Annotated in this window: 19 protein-coding genes and 1 pseudogene; 6 read left to right on the plus strand and 14 right to left on the minus strand. The window is 41.9% G+C overall.

The window, feature by feature from the left end; all coding sequences use genetic code 11:
* Positions 1-1,120: 1,120 nt before the first annotated feature.
* From nadB to V7K46_RS31350, 3 genes are all read right to left on the minus strand, one after another.
* A complete protein-coding gene (gene nadB / locus V7K46_RS31340; protein WP_335120260.1) occupies positions 1,121-2,797 on the minus strand; it encodes an L-aspartate oxidase in 1,677 nt (558 codons plus the stop codon).
* 146 nt (positions 2,798-2,943) lie between these two features.
* Complete coding sequence (psbU, locus tag V7K46_RS31345) at positions 2,944-3,372, minus strand: photosystem II complex extrinsic protein PsbU (protein WP_335120262.1); 429 nt, start codon at positions 3,370-3,372, stop codon at positions 2,944-2,946.
* A 496-nt stretch (positions 3,373-3,868) separates the two neighbouring features.
* A complete protein-coding gene (locus tag V7K46_RS31350) occupies positions 3,869-4,654 on the minus strand; it encodes a DUF3120 domain-containing protein (protein WP_335120265.1) in 786 nt (261 codons plus the stop codon).
* A gap of 458 nt (positions 4,655-5,112) precedes the next feature.
* Here V7K46_RS31350 and V7K46_RS31355 point away from each other — a divergent pair, with 458 nt between their 5' ends.
* The 5 genes from V7K46_RS31355 to V7K46_RS31375 all read left to right on the plus strand — a co-directional run bounded on the left by V7K46_RS31355 (position 5,113) and on the right by V7K46_RS31375 (position 12,405).
* Entirely contained in the window at positions 5,113-5,937 is an 825-nt protein-coding gene (locus V7K46_RS31355; RefSeq protein WP_335120267.1) for an undecaprenyl-diphosphate phosphatase, read from the plus strand.
* Between the two features lie 62 nt (positions 5,938-5,999).
* A complete protein-coding gene (locus V7K46_RS31360) occupies positions 6,000-7,340 on the plus strand; it encodes a TIGR03279 family radical SAM protein (protein WP_335120269.1) in 1,341 nt (446 codons plus the stop codon).
* A gap of 97 nt (positions 7,341-7,437) precedes the next feature.
* Complete coding sequence (locus V7K46_RS31365; RefSeq protein ID WP_335120271.1) at positions 7,438-10,224, plus strand: glycoside hydrolase family 10 protein; 2,787 nt, start codon at positions 7,438-7,440, stop codon at positions 10,222-10,224.
* A gap of 259 nt (positions 10,225-10,483) precedes the next feature.
* Positions 10,484-11,827, plus strand: coding sequence for a PQQ-dependent sugar dehydrogenase (locus V7K46_RS31370; RefSeq protein ID WP_335120273.1), 1,344 nt, complete (start codon positions 10,484-10,486; stop codon positions 11,825-11,827).
* A gap of 170 nt (positions 11,828-11,997) precedes the next feature.
* Positions 11,998-12,405: a phosphomannose isomerase type II C-terminal cupin domain gene (locus V7K46_RS31375; protein WP_335120275.1), complete on the plus strand. Its 408-nt coding sequence runs from the start codon at positions 11,998-12,000 to the stop codon at positions 12,403-12,405.
* A 92-nt stretch (positions 12,406-12,497) separates the two neighbouring features.
* On the opposite strand, the gene V7K46_RS31380 is transcribed toward V7K46_RS31375, so the two are convergent.
* The 9 genes from V7K46_RS31380 to dndC form a co-directional block, all read right to left on the minus strand.
* The gene (locus tag V7K46_RS31380) at positions 12,498-13,256 is read right to left on the minus strand and encodes a HEAT repeat domain-containing protein (RefSeq protein ID WP_335120277.1); all 759 of its coding nucleotides are present in this window, start codon (positions 13,254-13,256) and stop codon (positions 12,498-12,500) included.
* A gap of 174 nt (positions 13,257-13,430) precedes the next feature.
* Positions 13,431-13,958 carry a GNAT family N-acetyltransferase gene (locus tag V7K46_RS31385; RefSeq protein ID WP_335120279.1) on the minus strand — a complete coding sequence of 176 codons (528 nt, stop codon included), beginning with the start codon at positions 13,956-13,958 and terminating at the stop codon, positions 13,431-13,433.
* A 121-nt stretch (positions 13,959-14,079) separates the two neighbouring features.
* Positions 14,080-14,271, minus strand: coding sequence for a hypothetical protein (locus tag V7K46_RS31390; protein WP_335120281.1), 192 nt, complete (start codon positions 14,269-14,271; stop codon positions 14,080-14,082).
* Between the two features lie 105 nt (positions 14,272-14,376).
* Positions 14,377-14,784: an ABC transporter permease gene (locus V7K46_RS31395; protein WP_273769309.1), complete on the minus strand. Its 408-nt coding sequence runs from the start codon at positions 14,782-14,784 to the stop codon at positions 14,377-14,379.
* Positions 14,769-16,070: an AmpG family muropeptide MFS transporter gene (locus V7K46_RS31400; protein ID WP_335120283.1), complete on the minus strand. Its 1,302-nt coding sequence runs from the start codon at positions 16,068-16,070 to the stop codon at positions 14,769-14,771. Before V7K46_RS31400 ends, V7K46_RS31395 begins: the two co-directional genes overlap by 16 nt.
* Before the next feature lie 143 nt (positions 16,071-16,213).
* A complete protein-coding gene (locus tag V7K46_RS31405; RefSeq protein WP_335120285.1) occupies positions 16,214-17,671 on the minus strand; it encodes a DNA phosphorothioation-associated putative methyltransferase in 1,458 nt (485 codons plus the stop codon).
* Between the two features lie 51 nt (positions 17,672-17,722).
* Positions 17,723-18,109, minus strand: a complete 387-nt coding sequence (gene dndE, locus V7K46_RS31410) for a DNA sulfur modification protein DndE (protein WP_335120287.1) — start codon at positions 18,107-18,109, stop codon at positions 17,723-17,725.
* Positions 18,110-18,294: 185 nt separating this feature from the next.
* A complete protein-coding gene (gene dndD / locus V7K46_RS31415; RefSeq protein WP_335120289.1) occupies positions 18,295-20,280 on the minus strand; it encodes a DNA sulfur modification protein DndD in 1,986 nt (661 codons plus the stop codon).
* A 272-nt stretch (positions 20,281-20,552) separates the two neighbouring features.
* Positions 20,553-22,178, minus strand: coding sequence for a DNA phosphorothioation system sulfurtransferase DndC (gene dndC / locus V7K46_RS31420; protein ID WP_335120291.1), 1,626 nt, complete (start codon positions 22,176-22,178; stop codon positions 20,553-20,555).
* Between the two features lie 160 nt (positions 22,179-22,338).
* Here dndC and V7K46_RS31425 point away from each other — a divergent pair, with 160 nt between their 5' ends.
* Entirely contained in the window at positions 22,339-23,937 is a 1,599-nt protein-coding gene (locus V7K46_RS31425; protein WP_335120293.1) for a DGQHR domain-containing protein, read from the plus strand.
* Positions 23,938-24,114: 177 nt separating this feature from the next.
* Here the strand turns inward: V7K46_RS31425 and V7K46_RS31430 are convergent.
* Together V7K46_RS31430 and V7K46_RS31435 are read right to left on the minus strand one after the other, a co-directional pair.
* Positions 24,115-24,384, minus strand: a pseudogene (locus V7K46_RS31430) (HNH endonuclease); the annotation flags it as partial.
* Between the two features lie 540 nt (positions 24,385-24,924).
* The gene (locus V7K46_RS31435; RefSeq protein WP_298919537.1) at positions 24,925-25,398 is read right to left on the minus strand and encodes a DNA phosphorothioation-associated protein 4; all 474 of its coding nucleotides are present in this window, start codon (positions 25,396-25,398) and stop codon (positions 24,925-24,927) included.
* Positions 25,399-25,636: the final 238 nt, after the last annotated feature.

Genomic DNA, 25,636 nt, shown 5'->3' on the forward strand with positions numbered 1-25,636 from the left:
GCCTAAAGGTGGCTTTTTAGGCAATATGAAGACTTAGCAAAGCTTTTTTACCTAAAGACTAAGCCTAATAACATAGGTAGGAAAAAAATTAGGGTAATTAGGAAACTAACTTAATTTTAAAAGTATTTTTTCTTTCAAAAAATATACTTGTATTTACTCAGTTTATTACAGTGTTTTATAGTTACAACTTTTTTAAAGTTATTGTAATCTGGAAATTTTGTTGTTTTATCTTTACTGTAATTAAATTTAAACTATACAAATAAATAAGTATTATCTGGGATTTTTATGATCTTCGTTTTTGGAATCTAGTGTTTATACTGATGAACATGAAGATACTATTAATAAAATAGTGATTTAGGGGAAATGGTCACAGGGATTCATCAACACATCTAACTTTAGACTGATGTAAAAACAGCATATTTAAGAATACCAATTAAGTATCAAAACTATTTAATACCAGCAGATTAATCTTTAACTACAAGTAGATACCACCATGACTTGTACAGTAACCGTAAGAATTTAATAAAGTTGAAATCTTTTTACGAAAAAGTAAGTAAATATACGATAGACCAGAAAAAATACGTTTTGAAATTAAAAATTAGTAAATTTACTGAAAGTTATGAAAACTAACTTCCGAATTACAAAGTTTATCATATTGTGCATAAGTGCTTATATCTTACTACCTAAAATTGCCACTTACACATGTATTTTCAGCAGTGCAAGTGCTAATACTTTGCCCGCTACTAGCAGCAACGCTTTAATCGCTCCCAAGGTCAATTCTCAAAATTTAAAAGACATATATATCCCACCAAATTATGGTGGTCCCGACAGTCAGCATGGTAGCGGCACCCGCTGATAGCAATAGTGCTATAGGAATCATGTTTGATTTCTGAAATTATCTACATAGCCGGGGAGTGGGGAGTAGGGAATAGGGAATAGGGAATCAGGCTTTTCGAGTTGTACGGAGTTTTTTCACGCAATCAAATCATAGTCCTATAGCAAGTTATCGAGCATGGGGGGACTAATAGTAACGATATAGGAGCGTCACCTATCCCTGGCGCAGCGACCATAGGATCAGGAATTAAAAGCCTTTACTAAAAGCCTGTTATGAAAACTTCAATCAAGACAATAGTGGAGATTTCCACCAATGATGTGTTTGTACAAGTGTGTGAACTTGCCAATTTGGGTCTGGTTGAGGATAATCTAAACGGTAGTGTCCGCCTCGGCTTTCGGTTCTAAAAACAGCACTTTTGAGAATTAAATCAGCCACATCTAATAAATTACGGGTTTCTGCCCAAAGTCCTAATTGCCGTTCAACATCTGGTAAGTCAAAACTAGCTGGTTCTGCGGGACGTAAAGCAAGCAAGAATTGACTTAAATGCAAAGCCGCGAAATCTTGCTGCCAAGATTCAATAGTGGCGATCGCAGTTTCCAACCGTGATTGCTCCCGACAAATACCAGCACTTTCCCACACTAGACGTGGTAACTTTTCCCTGAGTGCTTCTAGCTGTGCTTGCTGGATGTGCCACTCACTAGTATCAGCACTAAATTTCCGTAATGGTAGCACTGGTGTTTCTGACGACAGCCCAATATTTTCCAACTCAATCTGGCCCATCTGGGCCCCAAACACAATACATTCCAGTAGAGAATTACTGGCAAGGCGATTTGCCCCATGCACGCCGGTACTAGCGGTTTCACCCACTGCGTACAAACTCTTAATATTCGTGCGATTCATCAGATCCGCAACAATCCCACCCATCCAGTAATGGGCAGCAGGGGCTACAGGAATTGGTTCATGGAAGACATCAATGCCCCAATGCTGACAAACTTTGATGATGTTGGGAAAGCGGTGACGAATCTTGTCGGCGGGGATGGGGCGCATATCCAACCACACATGGGCAGTCGCCAGATCAACGGCGGTACGTTGTAAATGGCTGAAAATTGCTCTACTGACTATATCTCTGGGTGCGAGTTCACCCGCAGGGTGATAGTCAAAGGCAAAACGCCGCCCTTCGTTATCGACAAGGTGTGCCCCCTCGCCGCGTACAGCTTCACTAATCAGAAAGCGATCGGCACCAGGTTTAGTCAGGGCAGTGGGGTGAAATTGCACAAATTCCAAATCGCAGAGGATTGCCCCAGCCCGAGCTGCGATCGCTACCCCATCACCCGTACTCACAGCCGGGTTAGTGGTTTGGGCAAATACCTGACCGCCGCCGCCAGTTGCCAATACCACAGCACCAGCTCTTACCCATGTGATTTCACCTTGATAAAACAGGCTTATTCCCTGACAGCGACCACTTTCGGGTTCGATCCACAAACTTAAAGCTAAAGCTTGCTGAATAACTTGAATATTCTGGCGACGTAATACTTCGGCGGTGAGGGTAGTGGTAACTTCCCTCCCTGTGGTGTCAGCGGCGTGCAAAACGCGGTTGCGAGAATGGGCAGCTTCTAAAGTTAAAGCCAAGGCTTGACCATGACGGTCAAAAGCAACCCCCAAGTTTACTAAGGATTGAATACAGTTAGGGGCAAGTTGGGCGAGAAATTCTACAGCGGTGCGATCGCATAAACCCGCACCTGCCCGGATCGTATCTTCAATGTGTAGCGTCGGAGAATCTTCTGGGGAAACGGCTGCGGCAATGCCACCTTGTGCCCAATCACTGGCGGACAAAGCAACAGTTTCTTTGGTAATCAAGCCGACTCGCAAGGACTCTGGTAGACACAGCGCTGTGTATAGTCCAGCCGCACCAGCACCGACTACTAAGACATCAAATTGGCTAGGAATATCTATCTGAGGCAAGGTAATGGGGGAGTTAGAAGTGAGCAGTGAGGAGTCAGGAGTGAGGAGTTTAGAATTTTTAACTCCTAACTCCTAACTCGTAATCGTATCCCACTCCCTAGAATCAGGAGTGGGCTGCTATTTGCTACATTGACTGCAAGGTGCAGTTATCTGTAGATGCCGTTGTTAAAGCGATCATCTCCCTCGTTAAAGGCAGGCTCTAAATCTGTCACGGTGAATTTATCGAAGTTGGCTTGCAGGGTTTCTTTTTGGCGATCGCTCAATCCTGGAAGATCCAATACATCCTCTACTTTTTGGTAGGGAGCATTCGTGATGATTTTCTTAGCCAGGGTGGGATAAAGCCCTGGATACTGTTGAAAAGCTCGGACATTGGTATTATTTAAATCAATTTTTTTACCAAATTCCGTTCCTAGTTTAGCGTCTGCCCGATTCTGCCGCTCAATTGCCAGAACTGGGATTTGAGGAAAAGCAAAACTGTTGAAACTAGCAGCTTGGGCTATCTGAGTTGTTCCCAACCATCCCCAGCAACTAAGTAACAAACTAAACACTGTTAATAAACGCACCAATCCTTTCACGATTTTCTACCTCTTTCCATCAAACAGAAATAAAAGTTATAAGCTAACAGGCGTCAGCAGTCGTTAGTCATTAGTCAGAGCGCTAAAGACAATTCGACTTTGGACAAAACCTGATAGCTTAATCAACACAGCAGTCATCAGAAACTAATATACAGCGTATTAATATCCACAATATTTGCCGTTACTGGGTTTGACTCTACTTTTGCCAAAAATTTTCATAGTGGTAAGAGTCCCTGCATAGCTGCAATAGTGTTCCATCCATGATCCTGGTAGCATTCTCAGCTAGACGAAATCTTTTCGCGGTGGCTGATTCTACCTCCCAAGCAGACATGAAACCGGGCGATGTCTAATACCGAAAACCCTAGCAAGAAGACTTGATGCTGATGGATTGTTATGTAATATTTCTTAACTAATCAATCATCTACAGCATCATTTTTGATGTGCCGTAGATTGGGCTGGAAAAAGTTTCGTTGATATTACCCAATTTTTTAATATTTTAGGCTGCGATCGCAGCTAACAAAAATAGGCTGTCTACCAAAATTGTGCTTAAAACTGCGCCACTAAAGGCATACCAGTGTCTTTGATTTCGACCTAAAGGTAAAATTCCGACTGTTAACAGCACTAAGGCGAGAATTATCGCCCAAGCTTGTCCCCAAGGTGCTTGTACTTGCATTAGGGCATTTTGTAAGATTTGTGGTGCGCCATCTGCATCTACTCTCATGATTTGCCGCCAATAGGGCATCAAGTCTGCTAGATAAAAATATACATCTGTTAAAACTGTACCGAGTAAAGAACCTAAATAAAACCAGCTACCCACCTTACCCCAATTCTTCGCCAGACACCAGCAAGCAAGCGGTAAGCCGATAGATTCTACTGGCAGATGCCATAAAGGTTCCCAACGTAACCAGCCCCAGTAAATCGCTCCTGCTAACCAACTCCAGCTAAATCCTAAGAGCAAATCTCCCCAGACATAAGTTGCAGTCCGTGACATTAAGGTAAAACTTAGCCACACCCAAAATGCTGTCAGCGCTAAACTCAGACTTGGTAGCGATCGCACTATTGGCGCTTCTACAAATACTGGTACTGTTACCAAAAACACCGCCGCCGCAAACACTAACCAAGTTTGTCGGGAAGAGATAGCGAGGGGGAGGGGAAAAGTGGCAGATGAGGAGAGTATTGACTCTAATTCTTTGATGCTGGTCTGTGCAACTTTAGTTGAAGGCGATTTGGTATCAATTGAGGAGGTAGAAGCTGTATAGGAGGACAATGTATTATTAATCAAAGTTTTTAATATTTGTTACTAAAGTTTATCTTATTTAATATATCACACTTTAAAATCCCCCCCTGGGGCATTGTAATTTTACTGAAATTTTGGGGAGCGCTGGCGCAAACTAAACAAAACATTCTGCGCCAGGCTAATCCATTAAAGTCGCACTATGTACAGAACTCCTCTGTAGTCCCTTGTAAAAGGAGGACTACAGAGAAGTAAAGGGTAAAATTTAACGGTTAAAAAGTGAACTGATATCAGTCCGCTAAATATTAAAGTTTGATGAACTGCCAAAATTTCATTGACTTATTGAGGTGGGTGTAAGAACATGGTCAGCGTCTTCGATGGTGTGATTGATCAGTAAAATTGAATTTTCTACAAGATTGGGTGCAGTGGCGAGTATATAAAGCAACATCATCAGCTAAACAATGTTCATAATCATGTCTGGAACAGGAAAAAGGTATTAATTACATATGGAGTTTATTCAAGCTTTTATTTTGGGTATTGTTCAAGGTATTACAGAGTTTTTGCCAATCAGCAGCACTGCACACCTTCTGATTGTGACAAAGGTCTTTGGTTGGAAAGAACTAGGTTCTAAAGATTTTGTTGATGCAATTCAATTTGGTAGTGTTCTAGCAATTTTGTGGTATTTTAGGTTGCTGATTTCCAGTATTGTCAAAGGTGGAATCGAAGCACTAAAAGATAAAGACTGGCAACGTGAGGAATGGAAAATTCTTGTTGGTATTGTAGTAGGGACAATGCCTGCCTTAATTTTCGGCTTTCTTTTGAAAGACATTCTACCAACAAGCGCATTAATTATTGCCATCATGTCAATCATCATGGCACTTGTACTAGGTTTGGCAGAAAAAATTGGCACTCGCAAGCGAGGTTTTGATTCATTGCAGATTCAAGATGGGATTTTAGTTGGATTGGGACAAACACTTGCTTTAATTCCTGGCGTTTCTCGTTCTGGCTCGACATTGACGACTGCGTTATTTTTAGGATTAGAACGCGATACAGCGGCAAAATTCTCATTTTTGTTAGGGTTTCCAACTCTTACCATTGCTACGTTGTATAAAAGTTTGAAAATTTTCAATTTATTTCAAGCCCAACAGTTGCCAAATAATATTGTTGGATTGCTAATTATAGGGATTATTTCAACCTTTATTTTTTCCTACCTATCAATTGCATTCTTAATCAAGTACTTACGAACCAGAAACACTTTGGTTTTTGTTTGGTATAGATTAGCATTCGGCAGTGCCATTTTATTGGCGATCGCAGCAGGTTGGAAAGGATAATAGTCATTAGTCATTTGTCCAAAGCAAATGACTAATGCCCAATGCCCCATGCACAATGCCCCATGACTACAATTCATCCTGCCAGAATTACCAGGGTTCTTCCAGACTCAATAGCCGCAGAGATTGGCTTTGAGTCCGGGGATGCGATCGTTGCTATCAATGGTACACGTCCCCGCGATTTAATTGATTATCAGTTTTTGTGTGCTGATGAAGTTTTGGAATTAGAAGTTTTAGATGCTACAGGTAAAACGCATAGCCTAGAAATCGAAAAAGATTATGACCAAGACTTGGGGCTAGAATTTGAAACTGCCCTATTTGATGGCTTAATTCAGTGCAATAATCGCTGTCCATTTTGCTTTATCGACCAACAGCCACCAGGTAAGCGCACCAGCTTGTACTTGAAAGACGATGATTACCGTCTGAGCTTTTTGTACGGCTCTTATCTTACCTTAACCAATTTGCCAGAAAGAGAATGGCAGCGGATTGAGCAAATGCGCTTGTCTCCGTTGTATGTTTCTGTTCATGCGACGGAGGCCCAAGTTAGAATTCGACTGCTAAAAAATCCGCGTGCGGGACAAATTTTGCAACAACTTAAGTGGTTTCAAAAAAGGCGACTACAAATTCATGCTCAAGTAGTTGTTTGTCCTGGTATAAATGATGGCAAACATCTGGAACAAACTCTCAAGGATTTAACGTCCTTTCATACTGGTGAAGTGCCTGCGGTGGCATCGGTGGCAGTTGTGCCAGTTGGGTTGACGCGGTTTCGGCCTTCAGAAGACGAACTCACACCCGTAACTAAGGAAAAAGCAAAAGAAGTGATTTCCCAAGTGCAAAGACTCTCGCGACAATTTCGCCAACAATTCGCCTCCAGCGTTGTTTGGTTAGCCGATGAGTGGTTTTTGATTGCAGGTGAAGAATTACCCAGCGAATCGGAATATGAAGAATATCCCCAAATTGATAACGGAGTTGGTTCGATTCAATTATTTCTCAAGCAATTTGCCACCGTTGCAGCAGAATTACTCCCGCCAAAAGTATATCCTCAAAGAAAATTCACTTGGGTAGTGGGCAACGCCGTAGAAAAAGCATTTCAACCCATTTTGAAACGCTTAAATTTTGTTGAAGGTTTAGAAGTCAATATGCGTGCTTTATGTAGTGATTATTGGGGACAAACTATCAGTGTAACCGGATTACTAACTGGTCATGATTTGCTTTTAAATTTAGAAGGACAAGATTTAGGTGATGGGGTTTTGCTACCAAATGTCATGTTAAAAAATGGTGAATTAGTGTTTTTAGATGATCTGAGTATTGATGAATTAGCTGGGAGACTAAATACAAAAATTTTTCCAGTAGCAGGAGTTGAAGATTTAATCAAAACATGTATTTTCAATTATGTTCAGCTTTAGTTATCAAAGTTCAGTTGTTTTTCGGAGGTAATTTCTTGTTATGCTAGATGATAAATAAGAAGTAATGCCTAATAACTAATCCATTCAGGAGTCAGTAGTGAAGAATCGGGAAAAGTATCATGAAAAGGCTAAATTACAAATAAAAAAAGCCGGATTCTTCATTTTAAGTTTTAATATTTTAATCTTAAATAGTTTTAGTATTTTGCCAGTAACGGCGGCGACTGAAGAACCTATATTGAGCGTAGTCCATAGCCAAGAAAATGCAAATCAATGGACAGGGATAACTGACCGCTTACAGGCAATAGGGGTGAAATATTGTGTAATTCCCTTAACTGATGTCAAGAGTGTGGCAGATTGGGGCGATCGCCGGGTATTATTTTTGCCAAATGTTGAGACATTAACACCAACCCAAGCGATCACTCTCGAAGAATGGATGAGTAAAGGAGGGCGCTTGATTGCTAGTGGTCCCATAGGTAGTCTATCAGCGCCGGGAGTGCGGCAGTTATTGCGATCGCTTTTGGGAGGTTATTGGGGATTCAGCCTCAGTGATACAGAACAGATCAAACCCACAAAAACCAATATCCCAGACTGGGCAAATCAAACTCAACTCTTTGGCAAAGTCCGCGGCGGCGTTGTGATTCCCAATGATATGGGCACTGAATCTGCTGCTGTTTGGAATTCCAAAGATAATCCTGCTGCTGTAGTGACAACTGAGCGTTCCACCCTTTTGGGCTGGCGCTGGGGAACAGATACAGCCTCAGCAGCCGACTTAGATAATGCCTGGTTAAAAGCTGCTCTCAATCACTATTTGACAGCGCTACCACCATCAAATCGCATGAAAAAAATAGCAGGAGGTTCGCAAAACTGTTCTACAACGGTGGCGGCTGCGCCAAGGGAGCAAGGAGGCAGAGGGGCGCAGGGGGGCAGTTCATCTCCGTCATCTACCACTCCTCCTAAAACTGCCACTGCTCCCATCCCTAGAGCGCTGACTACAGTCAAACCCTCAAATTCTGAGGCGATTGATCAGTTGGAACAAGCGGTGCGTCTAGATGTTGCACCTAACTCCAATGAGCCGATTAACAACAATGAAGCGATCGCTCTCCAGCAAGAGCTAGAAAATCTAATTGGTCGGGTGGAAAGCGCTAATTTAGCGGTGTCAGCTGATGCAGCTAATGAAGTTGTTGCAATATCTGATGATAAGCAGTCCTCTAGGCATCTGGATACCTATACCCCCCAATCTGTCAAGCAGCAGCCGACACAATTGGCGTCAACTAAATTGGGGGGACTAGGCATAAGTAAAGACCAAGCCTTGGTACAGGTAAGGGTAATTGCCAAAAACTTACCCCAATTGATTGCCCAAAAAAACTATGCTCTAGCTCGTCAGCAGTGGCTGGTAGCAAGGACGATTTTGTGGCAGCAGTTTCCCGTTGATCAAAGGCTGGCTCAACCAGAAATCAGAGCAGTTTGGTTAGATCGGGGGACGATTGTCCGTGCTGGTAGCAAGGCGGGACTAGCCCAGATTTTTGATCGCCTAGCCCAAGCTGGGATTAATACCGTTTTCTTTGAAACTGTTAATGCTGGCTATACCATTTATCCCAGCCAAGTGGCAAAAGAGCAAAACCCATTAACTCGTGGATGGGACCCATTAGCAGATGCGGTGAAATTAGCCCATGAGCGAGACATGGAATTACACGCTTGGGTTTGGACTTTTGCTGCTGGTAATCAACGGCACAATCAGATTATCAACGTTAATCTTGATTATCCAGGGCCAGTACTGGCGGCTCATCCCGATTGGGCAAACTACGATAATCTTGGCAACATGATTCCCGTTGGTCAGACTAAGCCATTCTTTGACCCAGCCAACCCCGAAGTGCGGCAGTACTTACTCAAGCTGTACGAGGAAATCGTTACTCGCTATGACGTGGATGGTCTACAGCTAGACTACATTCGCTACCCTTTTCAAGACCCATCAGCAGGTCGAACCTACGGCTATGGTAAAGCTGCAAGAGCGCAGTTTCAGCAACTTACTGGTGTAGATCCGATAAATATTTCCCCCAGCCAACCAGACTTGTGGCAAAAATGGACGAGATTTCGCACCGAGCAAGTTGATAGCTTTGTTGCCCAAGTTTCACAGCAGTTGCGACAAAAACGACCGAATTTGATTTTGTCGGTTGCAGTATTTCCGCTGCCAGAACTAGAGCGAATTCAGAAAATTCAACAAAACTGGGAAATTTGGGCAAGGCGGGGAGATGTAGATTTAATCGTTCCGATGACTTATGCTCTGGATACTTCGCGCTTCCAACGACTAGCCCAACCCTGGATCGCCTCTAAACAATTGGGAGCTACATTATTAGTGCCGGGAATTCGCTTACTTTCTTTGCCAACAATTGGAGCATTCGATCAACTCCAGTTGGTAAGAGACTTGCCAGTTAGTGGTTATGCACTTTTTGCCGCAGAGAATTTTAACAACGAGCTACAAAAACTCTTTATTAGCACCCAAGGTAAGGTTCAATCCACAACAAGTGAACCGATTCCTCACCGCCAGCCTTTTCAAACTGCCGCCATCCGTTACACCGCGCTGCAACGGGAATGGAAATTTGTTTTCCAAAATCACCAACTACAAAGAACTGCTCAGACAATATCAGATTTTAACAACCAGGCAGAAGTTTTACGTAGTGCTTTAAATCAGCTTGCCGTTTCCCCTTCTGCTAGTAAGTTAATAGTGGCGAGAGCTTCTCTAACTCGGTTCCAATCTCAATTTCGGGTATTGATGAGCCAAGAGCTTAAGTCAAACTCCTATCAAGTCAAAGTTTGGGAAAATCGGCTTGTAACTATAGAAAGGCTATTGCGCTATGGGGAACGGCGGGTGCAGTTGCGTCCTTAGTAGAACAAGCAAGTTTAGGACTTACGCACCCTCTACGATTCTTCGCGCTCTTCTCTAACGAGACGCTGCGCGTTGGAATCTTCTTTACGAGACGCTACGCGTTGGCAAAAGCCTGTCGCAAACCACTACATGTCTACGATAAATTAAGCTTTTTGGCGATTGCGTAAGTTGACTAACTAAGAAAAATCGGACTTTAGAATGGCGACAATTTTTAAGTATCAAGTCTAGAATAAAAAAATTGTGTATAGTGTCTGCAATCATGAAAATCTCTGGGCGTTTCTTGCTGCCAGTTTTTTTACTGACCTTTGCAGTAGCCTGTAACCAGACTAGCGCCTCCTTAGATAATCCCACGCTGCAAGGATCTGTACCTTCTGCCCAACTGACACAGAATTCTACACAGCCAAAAAATCTTGTCCGAACTGAAGCACTTTCACCCACACCCATCCGGATCAATCTGAAGAATTTACCAGCACCCTTCGCAACAGAAAGTGCCTCCAAGCGACCTGAGGTTGTGCCCATTCCGCAAAATCCGGTGCTGCGCGTGCCACCAGGCTTTACAGTTAACGTCTTTGCTGAAGGTCTAGATGCCCCACGCTGGCTAGCTTTAACCCCCAGTGGTGATGTTCTAGTGACTGAAACCGAGCAAAATCGGATTCGTCTGTTGCGTGACAGCAACGGTGACGGCGTAGCCGATGTTCGAGAAACCTTTGCTAGTAGGGACAACGGACTCAATAGACCCTTTGGGATGGCTTTTGTAGGTAATTCCTTTTTTCTAGGGAACACAGACGCTGTGGTGCGTTTTCCCTATACTCAAGGTCAAAACAAGATTACAGGTAAGGGAAAAAAAATCGCCAACTTGCCTGCTAAAGGTTATAACAATCATTGGACGCGCAATGTCGTTGTCTCGCCCGATGGCAAGAAATTATATGTTTCAGTTGGTTCAGGAACCAATGTGGATGAAGAACCCCTACCACGGGCTTCGATACAGGTGATGAATTTAGATGGTTCCCAGCAGCAGACTTTCGCTTCCGGCTTGCGTAATCCTGTGGGGTTGGACTTTCACCCGATCACTAAGCAACTTTACGCCACTGTTAACGAACGGGATGGAATCGGTGATGACTTGGTTCCAGACTATCTGACACGCGTTCAAAAGGGGAAATTTTACGGCTGGCCCTATGCCTATCTGACGCCAAACAACCTTGATCCTCGTCAAAAAACGGATGGTAAAAGTAAACGCCCCGATTTAGCAGCCCGTACCCAAACGCCAGATGTGCTGTTCCAGGCGCACTCAGCAGCATTGGGTTTGCAGTTTTATGATCGTCAGACGTTTCCAAAAAAATACCGCAACGGTGCTTTTGCTGCTTTTCGTGGTTCTTGGAACCGCGATCGCGGTACCGGTTATAAAATTGTATTTGTTCCCTTCGATGCTAAAGGGCGATCGCAAGGCTACTATGAAGATTTTCTCACAGGATTTTTGCTAAATCCTTCTGTACCAACCACTTGGGGACGACCTGTAGGTTTACTCGTGTTGCCAGATGGCAGTTTACTACTAACAGAAGAAGCCAATAATCGGATTTATAGAATTCAGTATACAGGGAGTTAAACAATTCAAAATTTACGCATTCAAAAATTCCGGAGTAAAATCTCTTATCTGGGGGCAACTTAGAACAGTTGTTATCAATAGAGATGCTGTAACCATTTCCTTCGCAGGTTTATTGCCTTTACGCTAGATTACTTAAAAATACTCATAATCATCTGGTTGAGAAATTAACTATGGCTCAGAATGAAAATAATACTCAGTCAAATATCAACGAATTATCTCCCCATTCAGGTACACGATACTGGGGTGAGGTGGAGCTGATCGAGGAGGGAGAAACCTATAGAATTAGTCGTGTTGAAATCAAGCCCAGGCACGGCATTAAACCACAAATTCATTATCACCGCAATGAACATTGGGTTGTAGTCTCTGGTGTAGCCAAGGTGACTTGTGGCGATGCGGAAATATTACTGAATCGAAATGAGTCAACTTATGTCCCTGCTGCAACACTACATAAAGTAGAAAATCCTGGACATATTCCGCTAATTATTCTGGAAATTCAAAATGGTGAGTATTTGGGTGAAGATGATACTGAGCGTCCTTATGACTTAAATTTGGTCAAGTCTGGAGCTGAAGGTCAGTAAGAATTTTAGATTTTAGATTTTGGATTAAAGAATTGAAATTTAATCCAAAATTGGCAATTCCATTATCCAAAATTGAATTGCCCCATGCCCAATCAAAACCACCCTTCTTGTTCCAGGGTTTCAATCAGCTGCAAGCCACGGGGATCACCCACTCCTAACAGTGAGGCTTTCGCGTCTTCCCGGACTCCCAAATCTTGGTCTTCAGCAAAGGCTTGAATTAGGGCATCGATCGCTGTGGCATAAACTACATTAGAAGGGAGTTCGCGGCACAGTTGACCAATTGCCCAAGCACTGTTACTCCGCACTGCTGCCACGGGATCTTGGACTAAGGCTTCAATTAATGGTGGCATTGCCCCTATAACTGCTTCATAACCCACTTCTGCCATCTGTGCTAAGGCGCTAGCAGCCCACAAACGCACTGCGGAAATGTCAGTTCTTAAGGCGTCTGCTAGGGGCGCTAAAGAACGGCGATCGCGACAGTTTCCTAAAGCCCAAACAACGCCTTTACGCACATAGCCATTCCAATCATTGTTTAGTTGAGCAATTAACGGACTCACTGCTTCTGAACTAGGATTGCGTCCAAGGCCGTAGGCTGCACTCACCCGCACTAAGGGACAGGTATCAGTTAACAGGCGAATCAGATGGGGGATAGCACGCGCATCTTCAATATCAGAAAAAGCACGCGCCGCTAACATTCGTTGCTGGGGCTGGGGATTTGTCAGCAGGGCTAGTAACACTTCTGGATCAGGCTTCGCCACAACTGATTCGGTAGTTAGCGGCTCTATTTTATCTAAGGGGCTTTCTAGTTCCTGCTCAATATCAAGTAGGCTTAGATCGTCTTCGTCATACATAATTTCATTTGAATCCCTTTTTGGGATTAACACATAACGCGATGTGCCAAGAAGTTAAAGCCTTATATATATTAGTTGCGTTATTATCCACTTTCCATTCTCCCTCGTTAAGCTTTATCCAAACGAGAACCGTTATAACTCAGACGTTAAAGTATATTATTGCTATCCTCTAGTTTATTTTTCTGCACTCAGGAATTTTACCATCCACAGGGATTGGGTTTGATAACCTAACTGATTGTAAAGATTTAATGCGGGTTTGTTTGATTGAAACACTTGCAATCCAATCTGGCGATCGCCTCTTTGAATAGCCCAATTTTCCACATATCGCATTAAGGCTGTACCAATACCTCGCCGCCGATGTTCTGGCACAACATAGAGGATAAAGATATGAGCATGACGATTACCCTGCACTTGATCTATGGCATTGCCCACCCAAAGACAGGCTATAGGGGAAGTGGGGGAGTGGGATGAAGGGGACAAGGTAGATGCTCCCTCATCTTCCTTGACTCCCTCACCCAAAAAATCGACCCACCACAAGGGCGTATCACTAGAAAAGTATTGCTTAACTGTTTGTTCTAGGTGAGAAAAATCCTCATTGGGAAAAAGCTCCTGGTAAGTTCGCTGCATGAATTTAAGTAGCAGCGCCCGATCCAAAGCGGAGCCACGACGAATAATATACCCCGGTAGTAGTTGCTCAGACACTACTGATGTTTATTGTACTTAGGGACTGAAAAAAAATAAATTATCCAAAATTATTTGTACATTTGTAGGGGCGCAAGGCCTTGCGCCCCGAAGATGGGATGTTTTTTTAACTGGAAGTCCCTTAGCTAGCTGAGTTATATGCTGCTGGTGGTAAATAAGCAGGAGTCGGTTGAGAACTTACCCCCACTTCTTCAATTGGTGCAGGTGCTGCCATATCAGAGGGTAAAAAGATCCGGGCGCTGACTGCCACTAGGGCAAAGAAAAATACTAATACTGCAAGCAAGGGGGCGATGTACTGACGAAATATAACCATATTTAGATTGCAAACAAGCTCGGCACTTTTATAAAAACCTAGCTGAAGATTTGTGAAGTATTCTTGATTTATTTTAGCGATTTTCCGGGCATGGAAAATAACAGATTATCGGCTATCGCGCTCCAAGTCATCAAGAACTCTTTCGCAGTACCAATTCTCCGGCATCCCAGGATAAGTCTCCTTTGCCTGTTCAATTAACCGTTCAGCAGCGACGGTATCACCCGATAACTTAGCGATTAGCCTATTTTTAAGGTAGCTTTCAGATACACCCTCTTCTACCTGATTTGGTATCCGTTCATTTATAGTTGATGGTCGGGACTGCTCTCTCCGCAACTGCCAAAATAAAACGTAATAAAGTGTACCAAAAATTAAAATTAGACTAAGTGTTCCGAAAAAAGTTAGGAGGTTAAATGCTAAAAATCCCAGAACTAACTGCGAGAGAACATAGCCAAGTAATAAACCAGTGAGTAAGAGAATAAATGTGCCGACAGCAATAACTACTTGATTCCCCATATATCCTCTTCTTCGTCCTCAATTCCTGGTCTGGATAATACTACCACTGGCTTTGGATTCCAAGGGGCAAAAAATGGCAATAATAGTAATCCTGGTAAAGCAGCTATTGCTGTCAGTAAAAAGAATGTAGACCAGCCGGTGGTTTGTGCCCATGTACCTGCTGGAGCCGTGAGAATATCTCTACTAAAAGCCTGCAAACTCGAAAGTAAGGCGTACTGTGTAGCTGAAAAGCTTTGGTTACAAAGACTCATCAAAAATGCTACAAAAGCAGCAGTTTCTAGACCAGCACAGAATTGTTCTATATTAACGGCAGCTAACATTAGATAGAAGTTTTTACCTACTACTGCCAACGCAAAGAAAGCCAAGTTGCCGACAGCTTGCAGGATGGCGAATATCCAGAGCGAGCGATTAACACCAATTTTGGTCATTATTGCTCCTGCTGCCAAGGTGCCAATAATAGTGGCGAAAATTCCCAATGCACCAGGAAATGCTATGTCGGTTTGAGTGAAATGTAAGCCTTTATCTAACAAAAATGGGGTGGATACATTCTTTAGTAAAGAATCCCCCAATTTGTAGATCACAATGAATATTAGGATTGAAAGCGCTTGGAGCCAGCCATGACGCTGGAAAAATTCAATGAAGGGTAATTGGACAGCGGCGGATAAAGTCTGAGGCGGGCGATCGCGTAGGACTGGTTCTGGTGCAAAAATAGAACTTACCACGCCTACGAGCATCAACAGCGACATCAACAAGTAAACAGCTTGCCAAGGCATTCTGTCTGCCAAAAATAGGGTAACGTAACCGGTTACTAGAATGGCAATGCGATAACCCAATAAGTAAATAGATGCTCCCGCACCTCTTTCTTGTACTTCCACTACATCAGTGCGGTAAGCATCAACTAAAATGTCTTGACTGGCGCTAAAAAATGCAACGGCCACAGCAGCAATTATTAAAGGTTGTAGCCCTTGGGATGGGTTTTGTACAGCCATTGCAGCTATACTTAACAGTAATGCTACTTGTATAATTACTAACCAACCTCGCCGTCGTCCCAAAAAAGGCGGTACAAATCTATCTAGTAAAGGCGACCAGAGAAATTTTAAAGAATAGGGAAGCTTTACTAAACTAAAAGCAGCGATCGCTGCCAAGCTAATTCCTTCTTTGGTCAACCATGCTTGTAATGTCTGACTGGTTAAATATAACGGCAACCCTGATGAAAAGCCAAGAAATAACAAAGCTCCCATCTTGGGGCTGCCAAAAATTCGTAGCAGCGATTTATTTACTTCCACAATCTTGAAGATTCCTTTTTATCTAATTGAATTGCAGTTATCTTGCCATAGCTGCTGTGTAATTTCGTGTAAGCACACAAATCTGCTAAGATTTTCTTTATTTAAGATACATATCAGCAATGCTCTAACAGTGTGATTATTTCTTAATTTTCCTTAATTGAATAAACCTGATGCCCCCTAATTTCTACCCCCTGTGCAGCAAGGCATTTTTCCCAACCTTCTCGCGTACCGATATCGCTTTTGTGATTGAGCAATCCTAATTCCTCTTCTTGTTGCGTGAGTTTAACAAATTCTTCGTAGCCAAGGTAGTTGCTGGTAACAAATGTTTCCTTCCGATGCAAAATTGGCGGATTTTCCCTAGTTGCATAGTCTCGGTGAGTGACAACTAGGGTTTTTAAGTCAATAGTTATACTAGCTTTTAATGCTGGATGGGGGTCAGTGTCGAACTTAGGGTAACACAGATAGGATATTTGCGGCTTATCAGTGTGATATTTTATCAGTGTGGTTCCATCTACACGCCCAATGGTACGGCTAGCGCAACCTTCACAAATTCGTAGCACGGGGTCAAGTGCTGCTAGTGCCGAAACATGGATGTAAAGGGCACCGCGCGTGTGTTTACCAATTTTGCTTTTTTCGCAAGCAGTTTGAATCACTCCAGATTTGCCTAAGCTGAAAAGTTTTTGGTCGGCTACTTGACAAGCTTCTTCATAGCTACTAAAAAAGGCTTTGATATCATGACGCATTTCTGGGGCTAGCTTCTGCCATGCGAGGCGTTGATCAAAGTGGGTGAGGGCAAGATAAACTTGAATATCCAGAGAACGACGATAAGCGATCGCATCCCATTCTGCTTCGTCGGTAGCTTGTAAAACTACACCAAAAGCGCGGCGGAAGTTACCAAATTCACTCAGTAATTCCTGTTCATTTTCCAATTCACCTTTGGTAGGTAGTCTACCGCGCTTGGTAAAAAAAGCCATGAGTGGTTGCAGCTGTTCTTGATAGTCTTCAAACCGCTTAGTGGGGATGCGGACTCGCGGTGTAGAAGTGGTAGAAAAGAAGCGGATAGCTTTGTAACTCTCTTTTTCGGCTTCATCTCGAAAAACAAAGTAGACGCCTAGCGCTATCGGTACTGCATCTACATTTAGCACCTGATCAATATAAGTTTTGAGTTCTTGTTGTTCGTAATATTTCTGAAAAGTATTGCGGCGTGTCACAATCCCATCATTGTAAGCAAGCTGGGTTTTGCTGGGAGCGTTAATCAGTATTTGAGCAGCGACAATTAAAACTTTCCCGGTGAGTTCCCAAGCTTGGCGAAGGCTTTGACGGCGTTCTTCTGAATCTTCAATAACGTTGAGGACGTAACCCAAATTGACCACATCAGCGGCGGTGCGTGGGACATCGGGATGGTAGTAAGGGTCCCAGCCTGTACTGCTGTAGCCTAAATCACCTATTCGCTGCACATCACCACCGTAGCCGCAACCGTAGTCAAAAAAAGTGGTGTCTTGATTCAGAATTGCCCATTCTATTGCCAATCGCACGGGGCGAGATAAATCAGTACGAGCGATCGCAGCTCTATGACGCTCAATTTCTAGCGCTTCAGGCATAATATTAGTTGTCAGTTAACAGTGAACAGTTAACAGTCAACTAATATCCTTTCAATTTTTAACCGCTAGTTCAATTAAATCTTCAATTTTCTTGATATTTGGATCGCCTGCTAAGTAGCCAATACCGCGATGCAAATGCAGGCGGAATTGGGTGGCGAGGGTTTCTTTGTCGGTGGGATAGCCGTCATTGTGACAGCGTTGCTTGAGGGCGAGGAGGAGAATATCGGACATTTCGCCGCCAAAGACGCGCCAAGTCATTTCGACGTTGCTATCTTGGGGAATTGGGACGGGGGAGGGTGCGGTTGATTCTGCGAGGGAGCGACAAAACGCCCAACGACATAGGATATTCCATTGGTCGATTTTGGTGCTGCGTCTAAGTTTGGTAAGTTGGTCTTTGGCTGCTTGAGAGAGTTTTATTCTTTCGATTGGGGATTCCATAATTTTGAAATTACGAGCGCTCAATTTTTTAATAATAGGACTTACGCAAAAAACCTCTCAAACTCTCATTCCTCCGTGTCGCGCCAGTTGCTACAAGTCGGGGAACCCGCCCAACGCACTGGCTTCTCTGTGTCTCTTGTGGTTCGTTCTTTCATAACCCGTGCGTAAGTCCTGAATAATATCTACTACCAAAAATATCCTGCTTGGATAGTTGTTTGGCGGGTGGCGGAGTCATATTTGAGAAGATATTCACGGGCGATCGCTTCATTTTTTCGCAGTGTTTCGACTTCTTTCTTGCCAATCTCGGTATCCGTAGATAGCAAAATTACTTGATGGCTAGCGGATGGAAAGTAACGTTCAACTAAGTTACTGCGGTGGGAGGAATCTAGTCTACCTAGTGGGGTATCGATTGCTACTGGTAGGCGGTGTCCAGAGACTTTTGCTAGTCCCCAGAGAAAGGCGATCGCTAGTAATTGTTTTTCGCCAGCAGAGAGGCGATGTTTAGGGACAGGTTTACCATTTAAATCATAAAGGGAAAGGCTAAAAGTCTTGGTATCAATGGTGATACGATGCACTAAGTCTGATTTATGCAGGAGATAAAGGAAGCAATTTTTAACTTCTTCCTCTAATTTATTGAGTTTTCGCAGGGTTAATTTTTCACGAAAAATCTTGAGTGTGTCTTGAACTTTTGCTGCTGATGTAATAATATGTTCGTTATTTTTATGTTTAATGTTTTCTACTGTATATTCACTTAATTCCTTTTTTGACTTGGCAATAATAGTTTCTAATTCAGCTAAACGGCGGCGGATTGTTTCGTAATTTGCTTTAGCTTCAACAACTTGATTTTGTGCCGCTTCTAGTGCTTGACGCAGCTTGGTATAATCTTCTGGTGCTGCTGCTGTTTGCACTTGTCTTTCTAGAGTATGAATTTCTTCTTCTTGATTTTTGAGAATAGCTAATTTCTCTTTAGCAGAAAGTTTAGTATTTTGTAAGTGATATATGAGATTATCTAGCTGACTTAAAGTTTCATCATCGGCTAATAGCCAAGGTGCTTCTATCTGTATAGTCTTTGCATATAAACTATCTACATCTTGGACTAGAAATGATTGTATTTTTTCAACTTGTATCGGGGAAATTTCCACTTGATTTAGCCAAGTTAGTAAGCGCTGATCTCGCTCAATCAACAAATCTTTGGAAATTTGCACCTGTTGATGACGAAATTCTTTTTCGCCCTGTGCTTGCACCTGAGTAAGTAAATTGGGAATTAATGCTAGGGGTAAAACATCAGCCGCTAATTCACACATCGACTGACGTACTTGTTCTATTTCCGCACTTTTTGTATCCTGTTGTAGTTCTAGTTGATTGCGTTCTGCTGCAATCTTTCCACCATCATAAATAAATTTATCAAAGGCTTCTTGCTGCTTTTGTTCTAACTCTTCTACCTGATTTTTGAGAGTTTCTAATTTTTCTCCTGTTGTTTGATAATCTTCTTGCTGTTGGGTTAACCTAGTTTCAATTTCCTCTAGGTTTGCTAAATCTTTACTATTACCAACTTCTTTGAGTTTACGGTTAACTAGGATATCTAAATCAACTGCTAAACGGTCTGCCAATTCTAACCCTAAAAGTCCACGAATTGCATCTACTACAAATGGTGGTGGTGTTTCCTGTTGTGCAAGTTCTTTAACCTGTTCACCATCAAAGAGAAATAAGTTAGAAATACCTAATGGTAAAATATTTTCAATATATTCATCCCAGATATTAACTAAAGCATCAGGCCATGTATCACTGTCACCTAAAATACCTAATGTATCTTTACCGTCTTTAGGATTTTTTGTCCAACTACGCACAACACGGTATTTTATTGGCTTATCGTTTTCAATATGTTCAAAAAGTAATTCAATACGGGTGTCTGCAACTAGATCTATTTTGCTGTTAACACATTGATTGAGAAAATCGTTATAACTTAAATTACCACGGGTGGAACATTGGGCGCGGGGGCCATAAAGGGCGAGACGGATGGCATCCATAAGCGTAGTTTTTCCGCCGCCATTCATTCCACCTAAGAGGATAATTGGGTATGAGTTTTCCTCATCAATTTTTGGGTTAAGATTGATTACCTGTTTCCCTCTGTAGGGGCCAAAGTTTTGTAAAACAAGTTCAAGAAATATCATTAATTTTTAAGATTATTAAATACCAGTTAAAAGTTTTTACTGAGGACTGAAGCCTTCTAGTGCGTCCGCTACGCGAACAAATAGGGCTAAAGCTCTTACTACAAGCCAGTGTAAATTTATTACATTGCGTAATATAGTTTTATTTATTCTTGCCCACATATAATTGCGTAAAATTTGACCTCATTTTTATTCAACTTGCGTAGGCGGTTTTTCCTTCGGGAAGTCGCTTTGTGTCTTGTCTGCATAGTTGCGATTTCTAATGGCTGGGTATTTTATTCTTCTGAATTTTCTTTTTTAAATTTCATACTTGCCCAAGTTACTTGTTCATCACTTTCACTTTTACCTTCATCTACTTCATTGATTGCTGCAACATCGCCCAAAGTCATCTGCTTGACTTTTGCAACATCACCTTGACTAACTGCTTCGCTTAATTCGCGTTTCAAACGAGCATTTTTAATCGCATCTTCTGGAGAACGGGAACTTGTATTAAAACATTTTTCTAGGGTTTCGTATATTCCCACACGACGAGTCTTTTTGCGATACTGGCGTTCTGTGTCTAACAATTTTGCCATGAGTTCTAAGTGCATCGCGTCACCTTCACAGATTTCTTCTAATACTATCCATTCATCACGACCTAGTAGGCTATAGTCAGCACCAGGACGGGGGTCTTGAAATTCTTCGCCAGTCACTTCTTGATAAATCCGAGGTAAGCTATCATCAAATTCATGTTTATCTTCTAGCCAAATGCGGCGAATTTCGCTCATTTCTTCGAGAGTAATTAGGGTAATGTCGCGCATATTTTCTGGCGCTGTACGACGGGTTTCTGTTTGCGCTTCTAATAATCGTCTGAGCCAATGTTCCCGCCAATATTTTGTATAGGGGCCAGGTATTGGTACAACAGTTGTTTCCCCATCTTTATTGCGCTCAAATAGTTGGACATCTCCCCAAATCCTTCTAAAGTCTCTTTTGTCCCAGTCTTGTTTAATGTCTAATTCATTGCGAATATCTAATAGAGGCTGCATCCATTCTTTCTCTTCATCATTTTGAATCATTGCCTCCATCGATTTATCCTTACTAACAATTGTACAAACCCAGCAGCCAAATCGGGAATCACCGCAGCTAGGAGTAGAAGTATCAACAACTAATGGACATTCATTATCGGCTGTTGCACCTCGATACATGGTGAACAAGTCTTTGTTGCTATATCCCCAAGAATTCTGCCACTGATTTAAGTAAATCCAAACTTCATCAGTACGCCAATCTTCGATAGGAAGATAAATCAATGAGTTAGGTCGGTTAGGATTAGTATTTATGTGATCACGTACCCGCCATTCTCTATGTTTAGCCATCGTAGCAGCACGTTTAGTACTTTCAGCCTTGCGTGTACCTAAGACAAGAATTACTTCACCACTAGACCTAATAACTGCACGGATAAAGCTGTCAGATGGTTGAATTTTAAGGCGTTCAGTACACCATCTAAATCTGTTTCGCGGCGCTGGGTAGCCTTTCCCAATTAAGTTTACCCAAAAGGTATCCTTAATTGCAGGATAAAGCAAATGGGGTTCAATTGGCATTTCTTGCTCTTTAGCAGCAGCTTTCATCTGTTCTAAAGAGTTACGGACCCAAACAGAAACCACAGGGTTTTCTACCAGCGTATCAGTTGTAATAACATGGATTGTTTTAGTTCTCTTTTCCAGGGGGAGTGCTGCGATCGCATTCCAGATAAGCTGTAAAGTGGCAGTACTATCTTTTCCGCCCGAATAGCCCACCACCCAAGGTATCTCATCTAAACAGTATAATTCTTGAATTTCAGTGGTGAGAGCTTGGATATATTCCACTAACTCTGCTACAGTACGTACTTGCTGATTTTTATCTTCTTGCTGTTGTGCTGTAGCCATTTCTCCTTACCTATTGAAACATGGATATTTTTCACCCTTCCTTGAATTGCTCTGAGGGTAGCTTTTGTATTTTACAGACTTTAAGGCAAAAAATTAATAAATCCATAATCTTAACACGAATTGTAATTTCATATTTTATACACAAGTTTTAAAAATTAACATGAAAGATAGTACATCTGACCCAACTGCTGACATCGCGAAAGAATACTTGGAACGAGAAAACAAGGAAAAACAGGTACTAGCTTTACTCTTAGAGAAGTTTTTAGGGAGAAAAGATCAGATTCTCGTTCAAAAAACCGAGATGGGCGGTACTGAGGCTTATGTTAGCTCCGTTACACTGGAATGGTTTGCAGGTCGGGTTCACTTTGCCTCTGGCTTACCTCTGTTTCAGAAAAAATACAATCCAGAGACTGATAATGTCGAGATTGACGCGGATAGTATTGATGAAATTCAGCAACGTCCCCTTGATTGGTCACGTCAAGCGCCGCTAGTGCAGTATTTAGCCGCTCGACAAAATCATAAATTTCCACCAGTGCTGGTGGTGATTAATCAACCGTGGGTGGATAATCCCAAAGCTGCTGAGTGGGATAGTGAAGGACGCGCCACAAAATCTACTACTGATTTTATACCTCTAGATAAAGACGGCAAAGTAGGTCTGCTAAATATTTCTGAGGATGATGTGACCATTTATGCACTAGATGGTCAACACCGATTAATGGGGGTTCAGGGGTTGATGGAGTTAATCAAAACTCGTAAACTCCAGCGATGTAAAAAAGATAAAGGTGCTGATGACAGTTTTATTACAGTCAATGATTTGATAGAAAAGTACCAAGTAGACCTTGCTTACTTGCAAAATTTACCGAAGGAAAAAATCGGTATTGAGTTCATCTGTGCAGTAGCGCCTGGGGAAACTCGGACTCAGGCGAGGCGGAGGGTAAGATCGATTTTTGTTCATGTCAACCTGATGGCTGCACCCTTGACTAAAGGGCAACTAACACAGTTGAATGAGGATGATGGTTTTGCGATCGTTGCTAGAAAAATTGCAGTTACACATCCACTATTAGAACAACGACAAGAGCGCAATCCCCGCGTCAATTGGAATAGTGCAACAGTGGCTTCCAATTCTACAGTTTTAACGACTTTGCAAGCTCTGCAAGATATGTCTGAGCGATATTTGGCTCAAAAGTTCCCCCACTGGAAACCCTTGGAGAAAGGTCTAATTCCCATGCGTCCAGAGGATGAAGAACTTGAGCAGGGAATTGAGGAATTCAGGAAGCTATTTGATTATTTAGCTAGTCTTTCCAGTTATAAAATTTTAGAACACGAGGATACACCAGCTTTGCGGAGGTTCAGCTTTGAGAAGGATGGAGGTGAAGGAAATATGCTTTTCCGTCCGGTTGCTCAAGTTGCATTGGCGCAAGCTTTGGGAATTTTGGTATTTAAAAAAGGTTTCTCGCTGGCAGATATTTTTAAGAAGCTGCGGAAGTTTGACCAGCAAGGTGGTTTTAGTGGCATGGAATATCCCCAATCTCTGTGGTATGGGGTTTTGTATGACCCAAATAAAAAGCGGGTGCAGGTTGCGGGACGAGATTTGGCGGCGAAGTTATTGGTTTACATCCTGGGTGGAATTCAAGAACAGATGGAACGTGCTGAACTGCGTAAGGCTTTGGCAGATGCTAGGACTACGGAAGATACAACAATAGGTTTTGAGGGCAAGTTTGTTGAACCGAAAGCGGTAGGGCTTCCACCTACCCTGTAATTATGCTTGAAATATATTTTGGCGATGCCATTGCAGCGCTTCCAGTTCTGGAAAGTGTTGCTCTGTATTTGGTAGAACTATTGTTTCACCATCAAAATCTTTCATAGGTTTAGCATGGGGAGATGCTTCTTCCAAATCATTAGTAACTATAATTTTGTATTGCTCATCTACAGCAAACCAACCCCTATCAAATGCCCAATGATGGTTTTTACACAGTGCTATTCCATTATGGATTCTACTGTCATAGAATTGTGAGAATGGCTTTATGTGTGCGCCATCAACGATATTTTGACTTACAGATTTAGTTACTTTCAGCCCACAAAAAGCGCATTTGTAATCATAAATATTTACAATTGCTTTTCTGAAAAAAGCATTTCTAATTACTGCTTTTCTTAACCTCCATGTAGGATTAGCATCTAAATTACTATAATCAATAGTTTTGTCTATTTTTAAGGGGACATATTAAAAATTTTGGTTAATGTTTAAAAAATTTTCTACCGTGTTATTTTCAGGTGGAAGCCAAGCCGAAACAAGTGCATCAATTAATATTTGCCTAGAAATTTCATCTTTAATGAAATTAAATAGTTCATCATCAAAATATGCATAGTCAACATCTTCCTTAAGTTTAGGAATTGTTTGCGGACGACCACCATCATATCTATAACTATACTTAAAATGCCAAAATTTCCCATGATCATTTTTTAGATGAAAAAAAGGAAGGGCAAAATCACTTCCCTTAAAAGTACTAGATGCAAGTACTTCCCAATACTTCTTGAAGGTATCAATTAATTCATCTGATGTGGTGATACGATTATCTGTTATTAAATCTTGTGTAATTAGGTCAATTATAGATAAAAGTAATATGGGTTTATTAAGAGCATCACCCTTTTTCTGAGTTTTATATACCTTAATATGAGAAAAACATTCACAATAATAAATTAAACTATGTTAATTTGCTGGCTGTTGTGCTTTACTCATTATGATGATTTATGAAAGAAATTTGCTTAAATCAAAATCCTCTTCTTCGGAGTTATCTTGAAACCTTTCATGACTGAGAATCAATAAAATTCTTTCCGAATAATCTACTGCACCCCGGATTTCTGATTGTAATATTTCAAGTCCACCATTGGCATATTCTTCAAAAATATAATTACGTTTTTCGTTATTGTTTCCTTCTTGGAGAGATAAAACTTTTATATCTTGAGTTTCAGCAATTGCTATTAAATTTATTACCGTATTATATCCCCTGACTATAAACTGTTCTTGGGGTATTGGCGACGGTTCTCTTTTAGAAATCTCTCCCAAAGCCACCCGCTTTTTATGCTTTGCACCCAAAGCTGCTGCAAACACAATCACATCAGCAAAAGTCTGAAAAGGACCTGTTCCACCATCTGAAGATGTTAAATCTTTCACCAACTCAGCCTTATCTTTAGCAACCCTGATTCTGCCAGTTTCAGCCATGATACTAATATTTACATTGTTGCTATTTTAACCGAAAGCAAAAAGCGATGCCTACAGCGGGCTTTACCTACGTACATAACTCTGTGCTATTTGATACTGTTACATCTGCTCGCTTAAACAAACAAATTACCCACTAACATAGTCCATCCTGGTACTGCCGATTCAGCTTCAGCCACCTCATCACGGCTATACACTTGCGGTTCTTCAGGATTACTAGCACGATATACTCTAATAACTA

It is taken from the genome of Nostoc sp., assembly GCF_036917395.1.
Taxonomy (GTDB): domain Bacteria; phylum Cyanobacteriota; class Cyanobacteriia; order Cyanobacteriales; family Nostocaceae; genus Nostoc.